The following is a 16,611-nucleotide window of genomic DNA, read 5'->3' on the forward strand; positions in this document are numbered from 1 at the left end:
TTAAAAAAGCAGACTTGATTTACAAATAATAGTGACAATTTTTGAGAAATAAAATAACTGAATACATATTTAATTTATTAAAATAAAATTAACAAATATCTTGACATAATGAAAGCAATAGCTAAAATTTAATTATAATTTATTTTTCAATTATTAATAATAGTGATGAAGGTTACATTATGAAAAGAAAAGGCTTAAGAAACTTAGATCAAGGTAAAGTATTTCACGTTATTAATGTTGAAAGGCGTGTTACTAAAGCAATATCAACATTAGCAGTCATTTATATAGCATTTTTAATCTGGACAGTTATGACAAATTTTGGCTTATTTATGAAATGTATTAGTATTACTTTTGTTGTTATTCTGATTTACTTTATTATTTGTTGGATCTTTTACATTCATGACTGGATAAAGAAAAGACGGACAAAATAAAAGAGTTACACAAATTGAAGTGCAACTCTTTTATTTTGCTTTTTGTTATTCAAGTCCTACTTGATGGAAAATTTCATCGACATGACGCAAATGGTAATGATAATCAAAGGCGTCAGCCACATCATCCTCGGACAAGTAATTCATAATTTGGCTATCTTCAACCAGCTTTCTAAATGAAATACCATCCTGCCATGATTTAGTCGTTAACTTCTGCACCATATCATAAGCTGCTTCACGAGATAAACCCGCCTCATCAATTAGCTTCAATAACAGACGCTGTGAATAAATCAGGCCATAGGTCTTGTCCATGTTCTTAAGCATCGTTTCTGGGAAAACATCTAGGTTAGTCAAAATCCGATTAAAGCGGTCAAGCATGTAATCAATCCCAATCGTGGTATCAGGTAAAATTACCCGCTCAGCACTTGAATGAGAAATGTCACGTTCATGCCATAAAGTTACATCTTCGTAGGCCGTCACAATATTGCCACGTAAAACCCGTGCCATACCACATAAATTCTCTGAGCCAATCGGGTTACGCTTGTGCGGCATCGCCGACGAACCTTTTTGACCAGCACGAAAATGTTCTTCAACTTCATGAATTTCCGAACGTTGTAAACCGCGAATTTCCGTTGCCCAGTTTTCAATGCTTGTTGCAATCAATGCCAAAGTGGCAATATATTCGGCATGTAAGTCGCGTGGCAAGATTTGACTGGTAATCGGTTGCCGCGTTAAGCCTAATTGCTTCATTACGCTGGCTTCAACAGCTGGCGGCACGTTAGCAAAAGTCCCAACAGCACCAGAAATTTTACCGGATTCAACACCTTTAGCCGCATGTTCAAAACGGTCAATGTCGCGATTAATTTCGGCATACCAACGAGCAAGCTTCAAGCCAAAAGTAGTTGGCTCTGCTTGGACGCCATGTGTCCGGCCCATCTCAACAGTGTCCTTATATTTAAGAGCTTTAGCTGCAATCGTTTCTTTTAGTGCTAGCAAATCTTGCCGAATAATTGCATCGGCCTGCTTCAAGATATAGCCTTGAGCGGTATCAACCACATCGGTTGAAGTCAAACCAAAGTGAACCCACTTTTTTTCTGGGCCAAGGCTTTCTGAAACAGTTCTGGTAAAGGCTACCACATCATGATGCGTTACCTGCTCAAGTTCGGCAACACGCTGCGCAGTAAAACTAGCATTTTTGGCAATTTTGGCTGCATCAGCTGCCGGAACTTCACCCAGTTCACTCCAAGCATTGGTTGCCGCAATCTCAACCTTTAACCACGCCGCATATTTATTTTCATCTGTCCAAATTTTACCCATTTCTGGGCGTGTGTAACGTTCAAGCATCGATTACATTTCCCATGGATTTTGCAAAACAATCGTTTGCTCACGATCAGGGCCAACAGAAACTGTAACTAACGGAATACCGACAATTTCTTCAACCCGCTTTAAGAATTTTTGGGCATTTTCTGGCAAATCTGACCAAGTCTTAGCCTTGGTAATATCTTCCTGCCAAGCTGGTAATTCTTCATAGACTGGCTTGCAGCGGTAAAGTTCCTTCAAACTAGCTGGATAGTAATCAATCTTCTTACCATCTAACTCATAAGCAGTTGCAATTTTAACTGTATCAAAGCCACTAAAAATATCAAGCAAATTCAAGCTCAAAGCATTAATTCCAGCAACCCGCTTAGCGTGACGCAAAGCAACAGAGTCAAACCAGCCAACACGACGCGGACGACCGGTAACCGTTCCGTATTCATGAGCAGTATCGCGAATGCGGTCACCAGTTGCGTCAAGCAATTCTGTTGGAAATGGGCCGGCACCAACACGGGTAGTATAAGCCTTGCAGACACCGATAACCGTATGTAAACGGTTGGCGCCCATCCCAATACCACTGGCAATTCCGCCAGAAATTGTATTAGATGATGTGACAAAGGGATAAGTTCCTTCATCAATATCGAGCATTACACCCTGGGCACCTTCGAAAAGCACCTTTTCCTGATTATCAAGTGCATCGTTAACCAAGACTGATGTGTCCGTAACGTACTTCTTAATCTTTTGGCCATATTCGTAATATTTATCAAAAATGTCTTCAAACTTAAGTGCTGGTTTACCATAAACCTTAGTGAACAAAGCATTCTTTTCTGCTAAATTAGCACGCAGTTTTTCTTCAAATGTGTCTTTTTCTAATAAATCACAAACGCGAATGCCAATTCTAGAAGCCTTATCCATGTAAGTTGGCCCAATACCATTCTTGGTAGTACCAATCTTATTAGCTCCCTTGGCTTCTTCCTGGTATTCATCCTGCTTGATGTTGTACGGCATAATGATGTGTGCCCGATTGGAAATTCGTAATTTACTGGTATCAATTCCGTTCTTTTCCAGATTTTCCAATTCACCTAGTAAAACTTCGGGATTAATCACAACCCCGTTGCCGATTACAGCAGCCTTATCTGCCGCAAAAATACCGGAAGGAATTAACCGCATCTTGAATGTTTTACCGTCAATTTCAATCGTGTGACCGGCATTATTACCACCATTTGAGCGAACTGCATACGCTGCATCCTTACTCAAAAAATCAGTAATTTTACCTTTACCTTCGTCGCCCCATTGACTACCAACAACTGCAACTGCTGTCATTTTGTTCACCTCATAAAAAATATACAAATATCACAAAAATTAGTCTAACAATTTATAAGCTGTTAGTCAAATTAAAATGCGAATTATTTCAGCAATTTAATTTTTAATAGTTCGATTTTTATATTGACAAATTAAAATAAATTGATTATAGTTACTCTCGTTCAAACAGATAAGGAATTAGGAGTCGATTGAATTATGAGTAACTACTTTAGTATGGAAGCCTTTGACTACGATGACATTCAGCTTGTACCTAACAAAGGAATTATTAAAAGCCGCCATGACGCTGATACCAGCGTTAAGTTTGGAAGCCGAACATTTAAGATACCAGTCGTTCCTGCTAATATGGAAAGTGTAATTAATGAAGATTTAACCGTTTGGCTTGCTAAAAACGGCTACTACTATGTCATGCACCGTTTTCAACCTGAGAAGCGACTTGACTTCATCAAAATGATGCATGAACAAGGACTTTTTGCCTCAATTTCTGTTGGTATTAAAGATAGTGAGTACGCTTTTATTGATTTACTCGTTAAAGAAAATATCATCCCCGAATACATTACAATTGATGTCGCTCACGGTCATTCCGTGTACGTCATTAAGATGATTAAGTACATTAAAGATAAAATGCCGGATACATTTTTAACAGCTGGTAACATTGCCACCCCTGAAGCCGTTCGTGAATTGGAAGGTGCTGGCGCTGATGCGACAAAAGTTGGTGTCGGTCCTGGTCGTGCCTGCATTACTAAACTTAAGACTGGTTTTGGTACCGGTGGTTGGCAACTAGCTGCTCTTAGAATGTGCAGTAAGGTTGCAAGTAAGCCAATCATCGCTGACGGTGGGATTCGCCACAATGGTGATATTGCCAAGTCTGTCCGCTTTGGTGCAACCATGGTAATGATTGGCTCAATGCTGGCTGGCCATCAAGAATCTCCAGGTAATGTGATTAAGATTGATGACAAGACCTACAAGCAATATTGGGGTTCTGCTTCGGAAGTTCAAAAAGGCGCCTACCGCAACGTTGAGGGTAAGCAAATGTTGGTCCCATTCCGCGGTCCAATCGCTAACACGTTAACCGAAATGCAGGAAGACTTACAATCCGCTATTTCTTATGCCGGTGGTAAAAATCTCAGCTCCATTAAGCTGGTTGATTACGTAATCGTTAAAAATACCATCTTAAACGGCGACAAATAGCCAATAAGTCAACTTTCTAAGTGAAATAACATTTTAAAGTAGCAATGAAATGCCATTTCCGATAAAATGATAATTGTCTCAGCTCTGTTAGGTAGTCAGTGCTGAGATTTTTTATTTCCTAATAGTGATAACTCTATGCTATACTTAAAAAGTTACCGCGCCCTTAGCGCAACTGGATAGAGTGTCTGACTACGAATCAGAAGGTTGAAGGTTCAAATCCTTCAGGGCGCATAAATAAAAGCTAGAAGTTATGCAACAAGATTGCAGCTTCTAGCTTTTTTGTTATTCACACAGATTTTACCTAGTAATTAAAAATTCACTTGGCGTAATGCGATTATAATAATTCAGAAAAATGTTTTTACTTTTATCATCAATAGAAAAACTGCTAACACTTGCATTCTTAACTTCTCCAATTGGCGAAGCGGCCGGAAAAGAAAATGCAACTTGGGTTAGCGAACGAATGACAAAGCCATGCGTAACCAATAAAATATTTTCATCCTCATGATTTTGCACTAGTTCTCGCCAAAAGCTCGTCGCACGCTCTTTTAAATGTTGAAAGCTTTCGCCGGTGCAGTAATTGCTATAATTTTCTTTTAAATGGCCTAGTTCGTCAAAGGCCTGAGGATACTTGGCGTAAATATCCTTATCTAATTTCCCATCCCAATTACCAAAATTAATCTCTTTTAAACGGTCATCCCGAAAAATCTCGTGTTGTCCCTGATCAAGTATTTCTGCAGTCTGATAGGCTCGAAGCAGCGGACTAGTATAAATGCAGTCAATTTGCTTAGTATCAAAACTAGCTTGCAAAGCTTCAACCTGCTTAATTCCCACTTCATTCAACGGCAAGTTAGTTAACGACCCATTAAGTAAGTGCGTTTTATTAGTTTCTGTTTGCCCATGACGCACAAGATATACGTTTAGCATTCGTCTTTCCTTTCATTACCTATCTTACTAAATTCGGGTATAACCATATACCATCTATCCGCAGCACATCGCGATACATCACTATCTGCTCTTCTTTACTGGAATGATTTACAAGTTCAGGTACATCTGAAATGCCAACGACATCCATCGTTTGTTCTGTCCCATTAATTCTTCTATTAGCAATCATAAACAAAATTTGGACTCTGCGAAGATGACTAACCGAACTAATCAAGGTTATCTTTTAGTTAAAAGCAATCTGATGAGCACAACGCAATGAAAATTCAGCATTTTCAATCGTATTAATTGATTTACTTTCTGTAAAAATGCGCTCGGGAGCTACACCATGATTTATTAACCAGTTTTTCATTAGATAGGCTTCTGTATGCCCGTTTTCGGGGATACCACCTGTAACAATAACAGAAGAATGTGGGTTCTTGAGTAATAATTGCAAAGCTAAACTCAAACGTTGGTGCAATATTGGGGGAATACTGACGTCTTTTCGTAAATCATAGCCAAGCAAGATAAACAAATGCCCGTCTTCATAGCAATTAATTTCTGTAGCTATCTTGGTTTGCCGGATTTTTTCTAAATTAGCAAAATCTTGCATAAACATTGTCGTACGCTTGCTATCTAAAGACGTTAACCGCTTAAGAAGACTAGCAGAAAAGTTGCCTTTAACTATGCCTGAATAGACATAGTATGACATTAATGCATCGTAATTATTCGGTACCTTCTTCAAGATGTTTTGCAATAATTCTACCGCTTGTTCAATTTGATTATCAGTAATTAAAGTTGCTGCAAGGTCTTGTTGATAATCAAAATTAGTTGGATCAAGTTGGATTAATTCTTTAAAAATCGCTTCTAAAGCATCTTGGTCGCCATTAATACTGACGCCTTTAAAGAAAGTTTTCTCATTTTTCTCTGTCGAATTGCCGTACAAATAATAGTTTTTGGCTCTCGCAAGTAGCTCAGCTATCTGTTTTTTCTTATTCATTCTTAAATCAAGTTCCCTCTATTGAATAATTTTTGACATGGTATCGATTCCATATAGTATTATTGGGTTAAAAGCACAAAATAAAAGGCAAAACAATGACAACCATTAAAGAAATAGCTAAACTATCCGGATGTTCTGTTTCAACAGTATCGCGGGTAATCAATCATCATCCTTACGTCTCTGTAGAAAAAGTTACAGCTGAAATTTGTCAAATTACTGCCAGACATCAGTATTATAAATCATGAAACCAATCCCAGAGCAAATACTTTTTAAATAAGTTATTACTATTGTAAAGGTAGTGAATATAATTGACGAAAAATGATAAAAATAGAATAAAGCAAGAAGTTACTGCTTTTTTGTATAAGCATCATCGAGTTACTACACTTAATCATTTCTGTTGCCAAATGCGCTTCTAAACTAGCCTCACAATATAAAGATGACCCGGAAAAAGCTGTAATTGCTGGTTATTTACATGATATTTCTGCTATTTATCCAAATGAAGAGCGAATTGAAGTAGCAACGAAAATGGGAATAGCAATTGAGCCAGAAGAATATCGAGTACCAATGATCCTTCATCAAAAAATATCTAAAGAACTTGCAAAAACAGAATTCAACATCTCTAATATTGAAATTTTCTCTGCGATTGAGTGTCACACAACTTTAAAGCAAAATTACTCACAATTGGATTTGGTTCTTTTTCTAGCTGATAAAATCAAATGGGACCAAGCTGGTATCCCACCATACTTAGAAGGCTTATTAAAAAATTTGGATAAATCTTTGGAATCTGCAGCATTATATTACATTGATTATATAGTGACGCACGACATACTGGTCATTCATTCTTGGTTAAAAGCTACGTAAGCAATTAAGAGAATTTGTTGGCTGCTCTAAGAATTAATCATTACGTGTAATAAAACATAGAAAAAATTAACAAATTTTATAAATTAATATTGCAATAACTTCTATTATCAAGATATAATCAATAACGAACACGAGATAAAGTTTTAAAGGGCGGTGGCTGTTTAATTCCAAGGAGATGATTGTCTATGGAAACATGGAGCAAATTATTGAAAGGTATAACAGTTAATGAGCGTCTACGATGCAATTTCTTTAATGTTGCAATTTGGTTTAGTGCTGTTGGCACTGTTGTCTTACATCAACAGCAACAACCACGACAAATAAGAGCAGCAAAAAAGGCCGTCCCACTTAATAACTTTGGACAGTTATGGGATAGCCTTTTAGCTACTCTGTAATTAACCACCGCTCTTTGAAGGCGGAAGCTTGTGTTTAAGAAGTCCTATTACCAGTAGGACTTCTTTTCATTTACAGTTATATTTTAGCATGTTCACTATTGATATTCAATTTTGTGTTGTCGTTTATTTTTATATTTGACGTTAATATTTATTGATACTGCTGGTTTACAGCGACCAATACGATAAATAAGTGTGATAAAAATTACAACAAATAGTATGCGTAACTACCTTGTTGAATTTTCAAAAAAGTATAATATAATGTCCTTGTATAAATCACGCAAAGGAGATAAAAATGAAAAGACAAAAACTACTAACATTGCTAACAGCAATCACTCTAGCTACAAGTAGTGTGGGAATTACGTCAGCAATTACAACACAAAATGTTCAAGCTGCTAAAAAGGAATACACTTACTATTCTCCAATTAGTGGACAGATATATGATGCTAATGGTAACGCTATCCCGAATGGCCACGCTTTAAAAACCAATGAGTATCCTGTAGCTAATGATAACTCTGGAGCATTTACTATTTCTACCATCAATGGTAATAAGTATTTAAAAATTGGAGATAATAATTTTTTACGCTTAGATGACTTAATGCAGTTAACTTCAATTGGAACCTATGTTGTTAAAAATGATGACACTCCAATTTGTAATGCATCAGGAAACCCAATCAGCAAAATAAATACTTTCTATAAAGGCATTAAAGTTATAGCATTCAGCATCAGTAACATCAACAGTACAGATTATATCTATATTGGTGATGGTGAATACGTTCCAATGTCTAATGTTGAACTCGTATCTTCAAAGACAAAAAACAACTCTGATACTAGCAAGTTAAGTGATGAATTCGTTAAGCCCTCCACAATTAGCTCAAAGCCGAAAAAGAAAAAGGCTAAAACTAAGAAGAATCATGTTAAAACTGGAAATAAATATGGACTAATTAAGAAATTTTATTTACCTGTATCATGGAACAGAAAATGGTTTTTTAAAGGAAAGCCAAGTATATTTATAGGTAGATACGGGTACAATGATCTAGAAACCATACAGGATATTAGTTCAGAATTTTTCTTTTATAAAGTTGGAAAAGTTAAGGGAACTAACAAATATCCTTGGCAAATGTCTAAAAAATGGATATATTCTAAATACCCTTTAGTAGCTGGAGGTATGCATTACAGTGAGGCAACACAGATTTATCAAGCAAAATGGATAACTAAACTTGGCTTAAAGTGGCTTAAAGTATGTAATGCATGTACCAAACCTACAAAGAAAAATACGATGTTAATGACAGTCCATTATGAAAACATTAACGGAAATACAACGCCTGTATTATTCCAAGCTGACAGTTATGGAAAAATTAATAGACAAGATTTTACTTCAAAATCATTAAGTAAGAAATACGCTCATCATAAATTCCCAGATATGCACTATTCTTCATCATTTTAATAAGACACCAAAATCTAAATAGTAAACTTAAAGCGAATTATTAAATTTCAAAATAGGACTAGCTCCCGATATTTTACCGGTACTAGTTCTATTTTTTTATGTCCCATATTTTAACAGCCCCTAAACCAAAACATCGCAAATGGCAGTACAAGCAAGATGCCAACTACTATCAAAAATACTGCACCATATTTATTTTTTCCAGGACCAACAAGCATGATACCTGCGATTAAAAATATGATACATGCAAAAATTAAAATCATAAGTTTTTACCAACTTCTAATGAAAAATCTGGGTAATGCCATAACCCAATTGGTAATCGCTAAATTCCGGTGATAACAGTTTGCGATACAATTTGCGCCCAGCTGGTGATAATTGTTGCTTGATAGCAAGCAGTGTTAAACTGCTCTTCACACTATTAGCAACACTTGGTAAATATTCTTGCTTTTTTAGTCGTTTTTTAGCAAGTATAATTATATTATATTCATTATTACTTAAATTACTATTCAAACTTGCATTAACTATATTTAGCAAATTAGCTGCTGCTTTTTTAGTGCTCATGTTTAAATCACAACTTCCATTCACCTAAATAAATTATTATCACTATTCTAAATAAGTTAGGCCGTTTTTCAAGTAACTTTCTTCAAGCCTAATTCATGATTTTATACTCATAGCGTTATACAATGACAATAATCAAATGAAGGGAATCCTAATCATGAATATCAAGTTCAATCACAACAAGTCATTAGTAGCCATCGCCACATTTACCACACTACTTTGCTTAACTAGCTTGCAGCATTATCCAGTGCAAGCTAGCACTGCACCTAATGTTAACAATATTACCGTAAACGATAATTTAGTTGGCACAGATGGAACCTGTAAATGGAACTATGATTCTAGTTCGCAAACATTGATATATACTCCCGAAACTTCTAACGCAACTTTGTCATCAACCGAAATTCTTAAGCTCAATCCCCAGTTTGAAAATATTGAACACATTATTTTCACTAAACCAGTGAGCTTGGCATCAGATTCACATAATAAATTTAAAAATTTAACCAAACTCCAAAGTATTCAGGGACTAAATAAAGTTGACACTAGTAACGTCACTAACATGCAAGGGCTATTTGAATATGACCGTTCACTGACTCAGCTTGATCTGAGTAATTTCAACACTGCTCGAGTGACAAATATGAATGCAATGTTTGCTACTATGGATCAGCTCACTTCCTTAAATGTCAGTACTTTCGACACCAAAAATGTCACTAAGATGGATTACTTATTCGAAGGCGAACCTCAAATTAAGCAGTTAGATTTGAGTAACTTTAATACAAGCAAGGTTACTTCAATGAGCGGCATGTTTGCGCGTGACACTAACTTGCAAGACATTGATTTACGCAGTTTTAACACGATTAATGTTCATCATATGGATTACATATTCAGTGATTTGTCCAAAATAACTTCATTAAATTTGGCTAATTTTAATACCGCTAATGCCACTGACTTAAGTTACATGTTCCTTGATGACACTAATTTGGCTAGTTTAGATTTAAGTAATTTCACTACTAAGCGTGCAAACAAGCACGAAAACGGAACCCTCGGCATGCTCGCAAATTGTGGCAATCCTGATGGTTTTGTTTTGAAGTTGGGGCGGCAAAAACTTAAACAAGATACATTTATCGGTAATAATATGACTAAAGTTATGGCAGTTGGTCACGGCACTATTCTTAATCCTCTGGGAAAAACTTACTCTCTGAAGCAATTCAAGAAATTAACTAGTCATAACAATAAAAAATCTGCAATTTATCTAATGTTCCGTGGCGCTAGACCACACCTAACAAGCCTTCCGCCTGTAGCAATTGATCGCCAACTCAAGCATAATGCATATTTTTACAATAAGTCAGGCTCTGCTATTCCTAATATCAAACTTACAAGCGGTGCAACAATTGGAACTTATGAAATAACGACAATTAATCACCGGCAATTTTATGATGTTGCTAATGGCCTTTACCTTGCCGCCAATAACTTTGGTAATCATTCAACAGGCAGCGGTCACTTGCTAGTTAACGGTCACCCAGTTAATCAAGGAGCACTTCCAGCAGATACTAATTCACCAAAGATTGTTGTTTTCAAAAATCACGGTTCATTTAAGACAGCAACGCTAGTTAACAAAAATAAGCACAGTTATTATGAAATTGATAACGCACATATATTATCTGCTAAATAGCTAACGTATAAATAATATAAGTTAATATATAACTACTATGTTTATACTGTTCTAAGAATAAAAACTGACATAACGCAGGCCAATTACGCATAAAAATAAGCCTAGTCACTATCGATTAGGTTTATTTTTTGCCTATTTATTCCCTAGCTCTTTTCTTGATAACCAAAACATAATTAACGGTAAAACAATAAAACCAAGAATCATCATGCTGATTGCAACAACCTGCTTGGTCGTCACCAACGTCAGCGGATTTAGCAACATATTTTGCGGCTGCGGCAAAGGAAATAGCCAAAATGGCGGCAAGAACAGCAGCAATAAAATACACTAATAATGCTTTACTACCAACCTGACTGACCACACTACCGGGAGTTAGAAAAATTCCCGATCCAATAATTGAGTTTATCGCCAAAAGGACAATCGACCAAAAGCCAAACTTGTCATTCTTGCTTTTCTTCATTAGTACGCTCCCTTATGGCTAGTTTTTAGTCATATTATAATCGGAAGTCTCGCTATGAGTACGTTATTTGTTTATTAAAAAAGGACTGGGCATTGCCCCAATCCTCAATGATATTTAGTCTTGCTGGCGCGGCCGCGAAATCAAATACATAATTAGCGGTAAGACGCAAAAGCCAAAAAACATGGCAATAATTGCCAGCCAATTAATGCCGGTGACACGGCTATTTACGACAATGCCAAATTGCTCCCGCCAGTTGTATTCAACTAGCAAAAAGATAACTAATAGAACCCCAATCACCGGTATGATTAGGTCAGTCCACACATTTTTATTAGGCATCAAAATCTGCTCCTTGCTTTTACCAAAATAAAAACGAATGACAGATAGCGGTACAACTGTAAATTCCAAAAACCGGACAATCGCACTCAATGTGATTAAGTTCGTCATGTTGTACTGAAAAGTAAAAGGAATCAAAATTGCCAAAACAACAGAAATAGCATACGTTCTGATTGGAAAGTTCCTTTTAGTCCGTTGCGTTAACTTTTCTGACAACTGATGCTCTCGTGCCATTGCTTCTAAAATCCGTGGTGTGCTGAAGCTGTATCCAAAGTTAAGTCCCAGCATTGACACTAACGCACCTACCAAAATTATATCGCGCAAAATTTCATTATTAAAAATTGCGGCTAGAGCAATCACTTGGTTGGTCTTAATCAAGGCTGTAGGATTTAGCTTCAAAGCAACCGTCAAGACACCAATATACACAATTGCAACTGCTAAGATTGCTAGCGGAATTGCCCGCGGGAGATTTTTTTCAGGATTTTCCATATCTTCCGCGCCAGAAGCAACGGACTCAAAACCAGTAAAGGCATAAAACGCGGAAACAACCGCCATGACCATGCCGCTTGTTGTCAAAGTCGGAATAACAGCTTGGCCATGAACGGTCATTTGATCAACTTCATTTAACCGGTGCGATACACCTGTTATCAGCAATACAGCAACACCAGCGGCAATTATTAAGACAAGCGTCATTAGCTTACCAATTGTTGCCAAATTCATCACTCGCTTGATAATTTTTTGGCCAAATAAGTTAACAATTGTAACTAATAGCAATAAAGCAAGTAGGCCAACTGTCACGTTACTTACCTTGTTCGGATCACCACCACAAATCGAAATCGTTGACTTAGTAATTCCAACAGAGGCAACGCCCCACACAGCGCTAGTTGCAAAATAGCACGTCGTGCCAATATAAAAGCCAAACTTGGAACCAAACGCGGCTTTGCTATAAGCATAAGAAGCTCCAGCCTTATTAACATATTTAGCTGCAGCAGCAAACGACATCGCTAGAATTGTAGCAACGACAGCTGCCGCTAAGTAGACCAGTAGTGTTTTGCTTCCGGCCTGCTTAACCACACTTCCTGGTGTTAAAAAAATGCCGGAACCAATCATCATATTAATTGCAAGGAAAACCATGGCGCTAAAGCCTAACTTATCGCCTGCTTTTTTATTTTTCATTTCTAACCCATCTTCCATACGTGGTTTGTAAAATTAAACAACTCTACTATTATATGAAAGAAACGTACCAAACTCCATATTGTATATTGCTAGATAAGCAAATTGCCCCAAAATTTATTCACTAAAAAAGCACCTCAAGCTTTAAAACTTGAGGTGCTTCAAACTAAATTATTCAATTATTCCAATTGTTGGACTGTTTTGAAGAATTAAATTACCTAGAAAATCTTTTTCTATTGGGGTAATACCATTATCAATCACAATTCTTATACCATGCTTTTTTAAATTAGAATTATTTGATAATTTCAATTTATTCAAATCACTGTATTCAGAATTAGGATATAAAACTCCTATAAAGCTTGGATTAGTCTTAATTGAATGTTGATCCTGAGAAGGTATATTGACATTATTATAATAATCATTATTACTATAACTGGTTCCCTTTCCTTCGCCAACATTAATTAATCCATTACCACTATTATAAAAAATATTATTACAAATGGTATGCATGTCTACAGACCGATCTATTTCTTTTTGACCAGCTGATGAATAAATAAAGTTAGTGGGCTGGTTACTCATTGCATAGAACACATTATTATAAATATCATGCTTTCCTGTATCACCATGAATATTGATATAACTATTCTTTGAACTATTAACCTTACCATTATTTGCAATTACATTATAACGAACAACTGTTGTACTAAATTTAATACCGCAGAGCAGAATACCGTCACCGTTACCATGAATATAATTATACTGAATAATCATTCTTGTAGTTTCTTTATCAGGATCTATTCCATTAGAGTCAGCACCGCCAGCTTTAGGAACACTATTTGAAGTGTCATTATGTTGAATTAAAACATTATCACCATAATAAACTTCAATTCCACTAGTTCCTGCACCCTTAGTGATATTACCTTCTATCTTAGAATCCTTTACACTAGTCAAATAAATTGCGTCGCATGCATATTTAGATTTAGATTGATTAATATAGTTATTCGTTACATTTATATTAGTATGTGGTGCCCAAGTCAAACTTTGGTAATTATTTGATGCTTTTGCATCATCACGAGACGCCCAATTTTCATTTGTCCCTTCATTACCTTGCCATTGCTTGAATATAATTCCACCATATGAATTATTATTAATAATATTGTTGTTAATATTCACATTGCTAAATGTAGTTGGCTTTGAAGTAGCTGGTTGCGCAATATCAAAGACTATTCCTCCTGTATCCTTTGAGCGATCCCAACCACCTTTAAAAATCACACCTGGCTTATTATTAGCAACATTTCCACCAATGAAAACATCATTTCCAGTGACATCATGAACATACAAATTATGGAAAAAGTAACCACTTAAATTTCCTGCATCTTTTCCAACAACATGAATACCTCTTAAATCAGCCAATTTATTACCGTTGACATAGTTAAAGCCTTTAACATTGTTGTTAATATTTAAATTAGAAATTGTAATATTTTTCTGGTTTTCTAGCTTAATAACGTCTGCCACTTTTCCCTGACCAGCTAATTTAGGTAAGTTTCCTGTTCCATAACTACTTATAGTCAAGTCATCACCTTTGGGCATTAAAGTTGTTTGTCCAAGCCATGAATCACCAGCTTTAAACAAAATTCTATCTCCTGACTCGAAGGTTTGTTGATTAACTCTTGCCAGCGAAGCCCACGGCTTATTAGGACTAGTTCCTGAATTAGCATCATTGCCTGTAACAGAAACATAGTATGCTTTTCCACTTGTAGTTGGCGTATCCTTATCTGTAACTGTTGGAACTATTCCTGAATCAACCTGCTCTCCAGTTTGATTCAATGCTGTAATTTGTGATGAAATCGCAGCAAAATCATCTTGTGAAGCAAAAACAACAGACTGTGATAGTAATATGACTAACCCAACACTTAAAATTGATAAAAGTCTCTTTAAGCTTTGCATATATCTCACCTTAATCCTTAATTATTCACCATTTTTCTTCCAAAATGTAATTGAGTCATATTTAACACCAGTTAAGGTTTCACAAACCTTCTTAGTTTCTGGCTTAACATCGCTCATCTTACCACCATGTTGTAAACGAGTTAATTCATCGGCTAAAATACCAAACGTCTTCTTACTTAAGTGAAAGTGAAGTGCAAAGTAGATAGCAATTAACATCATAATGCCAACACCGCCAGATACAATAAAGATAATCATATGAACGGCACTTGCAGGCTGTGTAACAGCACCACTTGTAGATTGACGGAAGTGAGCAAAGTCAAGCAAATATCCAGCAACAACTGATGCCAAACCTTGACTAATTTGATTAATAAAGACCATAACTGATGCAAATAAACCTGAACGGTTCTTTCCTGTAACCAGCGTATCAACGTCTGGAATAAATGGGAAAACATTCCATGGTAAAAAGTAAAGAATATATAGACCTACTTCGTAAAACAGCATCCCAATGACCAACCATACCATAACGTTAGCTGGTTTATTAAATGCAATAAATGCCCAATCAAGACAACTAATAATAATTAACGAGTAACCAAAGACATACATTGATCTAGGTGAAATCTTAGTTACCAAATATCCTGCCAAAATCGTAACAGGTACAGAAACAATACTTAAAGATTGTAAAAATCCTGATGTACTAGTAGTTTTACCTACCGCAAAAACAATGTAGTAAACAAATACTGTTGAAAATAAGATTGTACCAAAGTATGAACTAAGGTAAATTCCCATGTGAGTTCTAAAGCTCTTAATCTTAAAGGTTGAGAAGTAATTCTTTAATTCTGCCTTAAATGAACTCTTCTTACCATTGTTTTCAAGAGCAGCTTCTTCATCCAACTTCTTGGCTTCTGCTTTAGTAACAAAGTGTTCCCAAGTAGTATTGTAAGTAATCAAAATCAAGAAGAAAGTTACAACTGAGAACATAACTTGCATGATTAAGTATGGCAGTGGCGAAGTTTGTGGGAAAACTTTAAACAATTGTGCTGGAATAAATTGTGCCAGCATGTTGCCTAATCCTGAAATAACCATTCTAGTTGTAGACAGTTCAGTTCTCTCATTGTAGTCCTTAGTCATTTCATTAGGTAAAGTTTCCCAAGGTATCTGCAAAACTGACATTAAAATCGTGGTAATTACATAAGTGATCATGTAATACCAGTAACTCATCCCTGCGACCCACAATGTGATGGCAAACAAAACCGATGGTGCTGCAGCCAAAATAAAGATATGCCGTCTACCGAATTTTCTACCTAAACGATATTTATAAATATTATCAGAGATATTACCCATAAATAACGAAGCTAAACCATCAGCAACTCTTCCGACTAAGAAGATAGTCGCACCTTGTCCAGCACTCAAGCCACAAAATGTAGTGTAGAAGAACAGCAACCATGCGCCAACAAGGCCCTGCATTGAAATACTAAAGAATGAGAACACACCAAAACCTAGTGAACGAAAAATCCCTATTTTTCCGCGATTTTGATATATTTTCTTCGATTGATATTCATCCCAGCCATCGTGCTGTATGGCTGTCTCATTTTTGTTATCGTCCATTTTC

14 protein-coding genes, 1 tRNA gene and 2 pseudogenes are annotated in these 16,611 nt (G+C 36.2%); 7 read left to right on the forward strand and 10 right to left on the reverse strand.

Annotated features, from left to right (window positions below; translation table 11 throughout):
- Positions 1–476: 476 nt before the first annotated feature.
- Entirely contained in the window at positions 477–1,772 is a 1,296-nt protein-coding gene (gene purB, locus PT287_RS02475; RefSeq protein ID WP_277132302.1) for an adenylosuccinate lyase, read from the reverse strand.
- 3 nt (positions 1,773–1,775) lie between these two features.
- The gene (locus tag PT287_RS02480) at positions 1,776–3,065 is read right to left on the reverse strand and encodes an adenylosuccinate synthase (RefSeq protein ID WP_277132303.1); all 1,290 of its coding nucleotides are present in this window, start codon (positions 3,063–3,065) and stop codon (positions 1,776–1,778) included.
- A 195-nt stretch (positions 3,066–3,260) separates the two neighbouring features.
- On the opposite strand from PT287_RS02480, the gene PT287_RS02485 reads away from it, so the two are divergent.
- Complete coding sequence (locus PT287_RS02485) at positions 3,261–4,253, forward strand: GMP reductase (protein WP_277132304.1); 993 nt, start codon at positions 3,261–3,263, stop codon at positions 4,251–4,253.
- A 157-nt stretch (positions 4,254–4,410) separates the two neighbouring features.
- Positions 4,411–4,484, forward strand: a tRNA-Arg gene (locus PT287_RS02490).
- A gap of 66 nt (positions 4,485–4,550) precedes the next feature.
- Here PT287_RS02490 and PT287_RS02495 read toward each other — a convergent pair.
- Genes PT287_RS02495 through PT287_RS02505 form a run of 3 tightly spaced genes read right to left on the reverse strand, consistent with a single transcriptional unit; the run spans position 4,551 to position 6,171 of the window.
- A complete protein-coding gene (locus PT287_RS02495) occupies positions 4,551–5,177 on the reverse strand; it encodes a histidine phosphatase family protein (protein WP_277132305.1) in 627 nt (208 codons plus the stop codon).
- A 19-nt stretch (positions 5,178–5,196) separates the two neighbouring features.
- Complete coding sequence (locus PT287_RS02500; protein WP_277132306.1) at positions 5,197–5,409, reverse strand: hypothetical protein; 213 nt, start codon at positions 5,407–5,409, stop codon at positions 5,197–5,199.
- A 9-nt stretch (positions 5,410–5,418) separates the two neighbouring features.
- The gene (locus PT287_RS02505) at positions 5,419–6,171 is read right to left on the reverse strand and encodes an ElyC/SanA/YdcF family protein (protein WP_277132307.1); all 753 of its coding nucleotides are present in this window, start codon (positions 6,169–6,171) and stop codon (positions 5,419–5,421) included.
- A gap of 95 nt (positions 6,172–6,266) precedes the next feature.
- Here PT287_RS02505 and PT287_RS02510 point away from each other — a divergent pair, with 95 nt between their 5' ends.
- The 4 genes and pseudogenes from PT287_RS02510 (at position 6,267) to PT287_RS02525 (ending at position 8,868) form a co-directional block, all read left to right on the forward strand.
- The gene (locus tag PT287_RS02510; protein ID WP_277132308.1) at positions 6,267–6,416 is read left to right on the forward strand and encodes a LacI family DNA-binding transcriptional regulator; all 150 of its coding nucleotides are present in this window, start codon (positions 6,267–6,269) and stop codon (positions 6,414–6,416) included.
- 196 nt (positions 6,417–6,612) lie between these two features.
- Positions 6,613–7,032 (forward strand): annotated as a pseudogene (locus tag PT287_RS02515) (HD domain-containing protein); the annotation flags it as partial.
- 252 nt (positions 7,033–7,284) lie between these two features.
- A complete protein-coding gene (locus PT287_RS02520; protein WP_277132464.1) occupies positions 7,285–7,353 on the forward strand; it encodes a putative holin-like toxin in 69 nt (22 codons plus the stop codon).
- Positions 7,354–7,716: 363 nt separating this feature from the next.
- Positions 7,717–8,868 carry an SLAP domain-containing protein gene (locus PT287_RS02525; protein WP_277132309.1) on the forward strand — a complete coding sequence of 384 codons (1,152 nt, stop codon included), beginning with the start codon at positions 7,717–7,719 and terminating at the stop codon, positions 8,866–8,868.
- 276 nt (positions 8,869–9,144) lie between these two features.
- Here the strand turns inward: PT287_RS02525 and PT287_RS02530 are convergent, their stop codons facing one another.
- The gene (locus tag PT287_RS02530; RefSeq protein ID WP_277132310.1) at positions 9,145–9,426 is read right to left on the reverse strand and encodes a bacteriocin immunity protein; all 282 of its coding nucleotides are present in this window, start codon (positions 9,424–9,426) and stop codon (positions 9,145–9,147) included.
- 154 nt (positions 9,427–9,580) lie between these two features.
- Between PT287_RS02530 and PT287_RS02535 the strand changes: the two genes are divergently transcribed.
- Positions 9,581–11,092 (forward strand): BspA family leucine-rich repeat surface protein, encoded by a 1,512-nt coding sequence (locus tag PT287_RS02535; protein WP_277132311.1) that lies wholly within the window; start codon positions 9,581–9,583, stop codon positions 11,090–11,092.
- 247 nt (positions 11,093–11,339) lie between these two features.
- Here PT287_RS02535 and PT287_RS02540 read toward each other — a convergent pair.
- The 4 genes and pseudogenes from PT287_RS02540 to PT287_RS02555 all read right to left on the reverse strand — a co-directional run.
- Positions 11,340–11,549, reverse strand: a pseudogene (locus PT287_RS02540) (APC family permease); the annotation flags it as partial.
- Between the two features lie 114 nt (positions 11,550–11,663).
- Complete coding sequence (locus tag PT287_RS02545; protein WP_277132312.1) at positions 11,664–13,058, reverse strand: APC family permease; 1,395 nt, start codon at positions 13,056–13,058, stop codon at positions 11,664–11,666.
- A 168-nt stretch (positions 13,059–13,226) separates the two neighbouring features.
- Positions 13,227–15,002, reverse strand: a complete 1,776-nt coding sequence (locus tag PT287_RS02550) for a right-handed parallel beta-helix repeat-containing protein (RefSeq protein ID WP_277132313.1) — start codon at positions 15,000–15,002, stop codon at positions 13,227–13,229.
- 21 nt (positions 15,003–15,023) lie between these two features.
- Positions 15,024–16,607 carry an MFS transporter gene (locus tag PT287_RS02555; protein ID WP_277132314.1) on the reverse strand — a complete coding sequence of 528 codons (1,584 nt, stop codon included), beginning with the start codon at positions 16,605–16,607 and terminating at the stop codon, positions 15,024–15,026.
- Positions 16,608–16,611: the final 4 nt, after the last annotated feature.

The sequence above is a fragment of the Lactobacillus sp. ESL0679 genome (assembly GCF_029433515.1).
In the GTDB taxonomy this organism is placed as follows: Bacteria; Bacillota; Bacilli; order Lactobacillales; family Lactobacillaceae; genus Lactobacillus.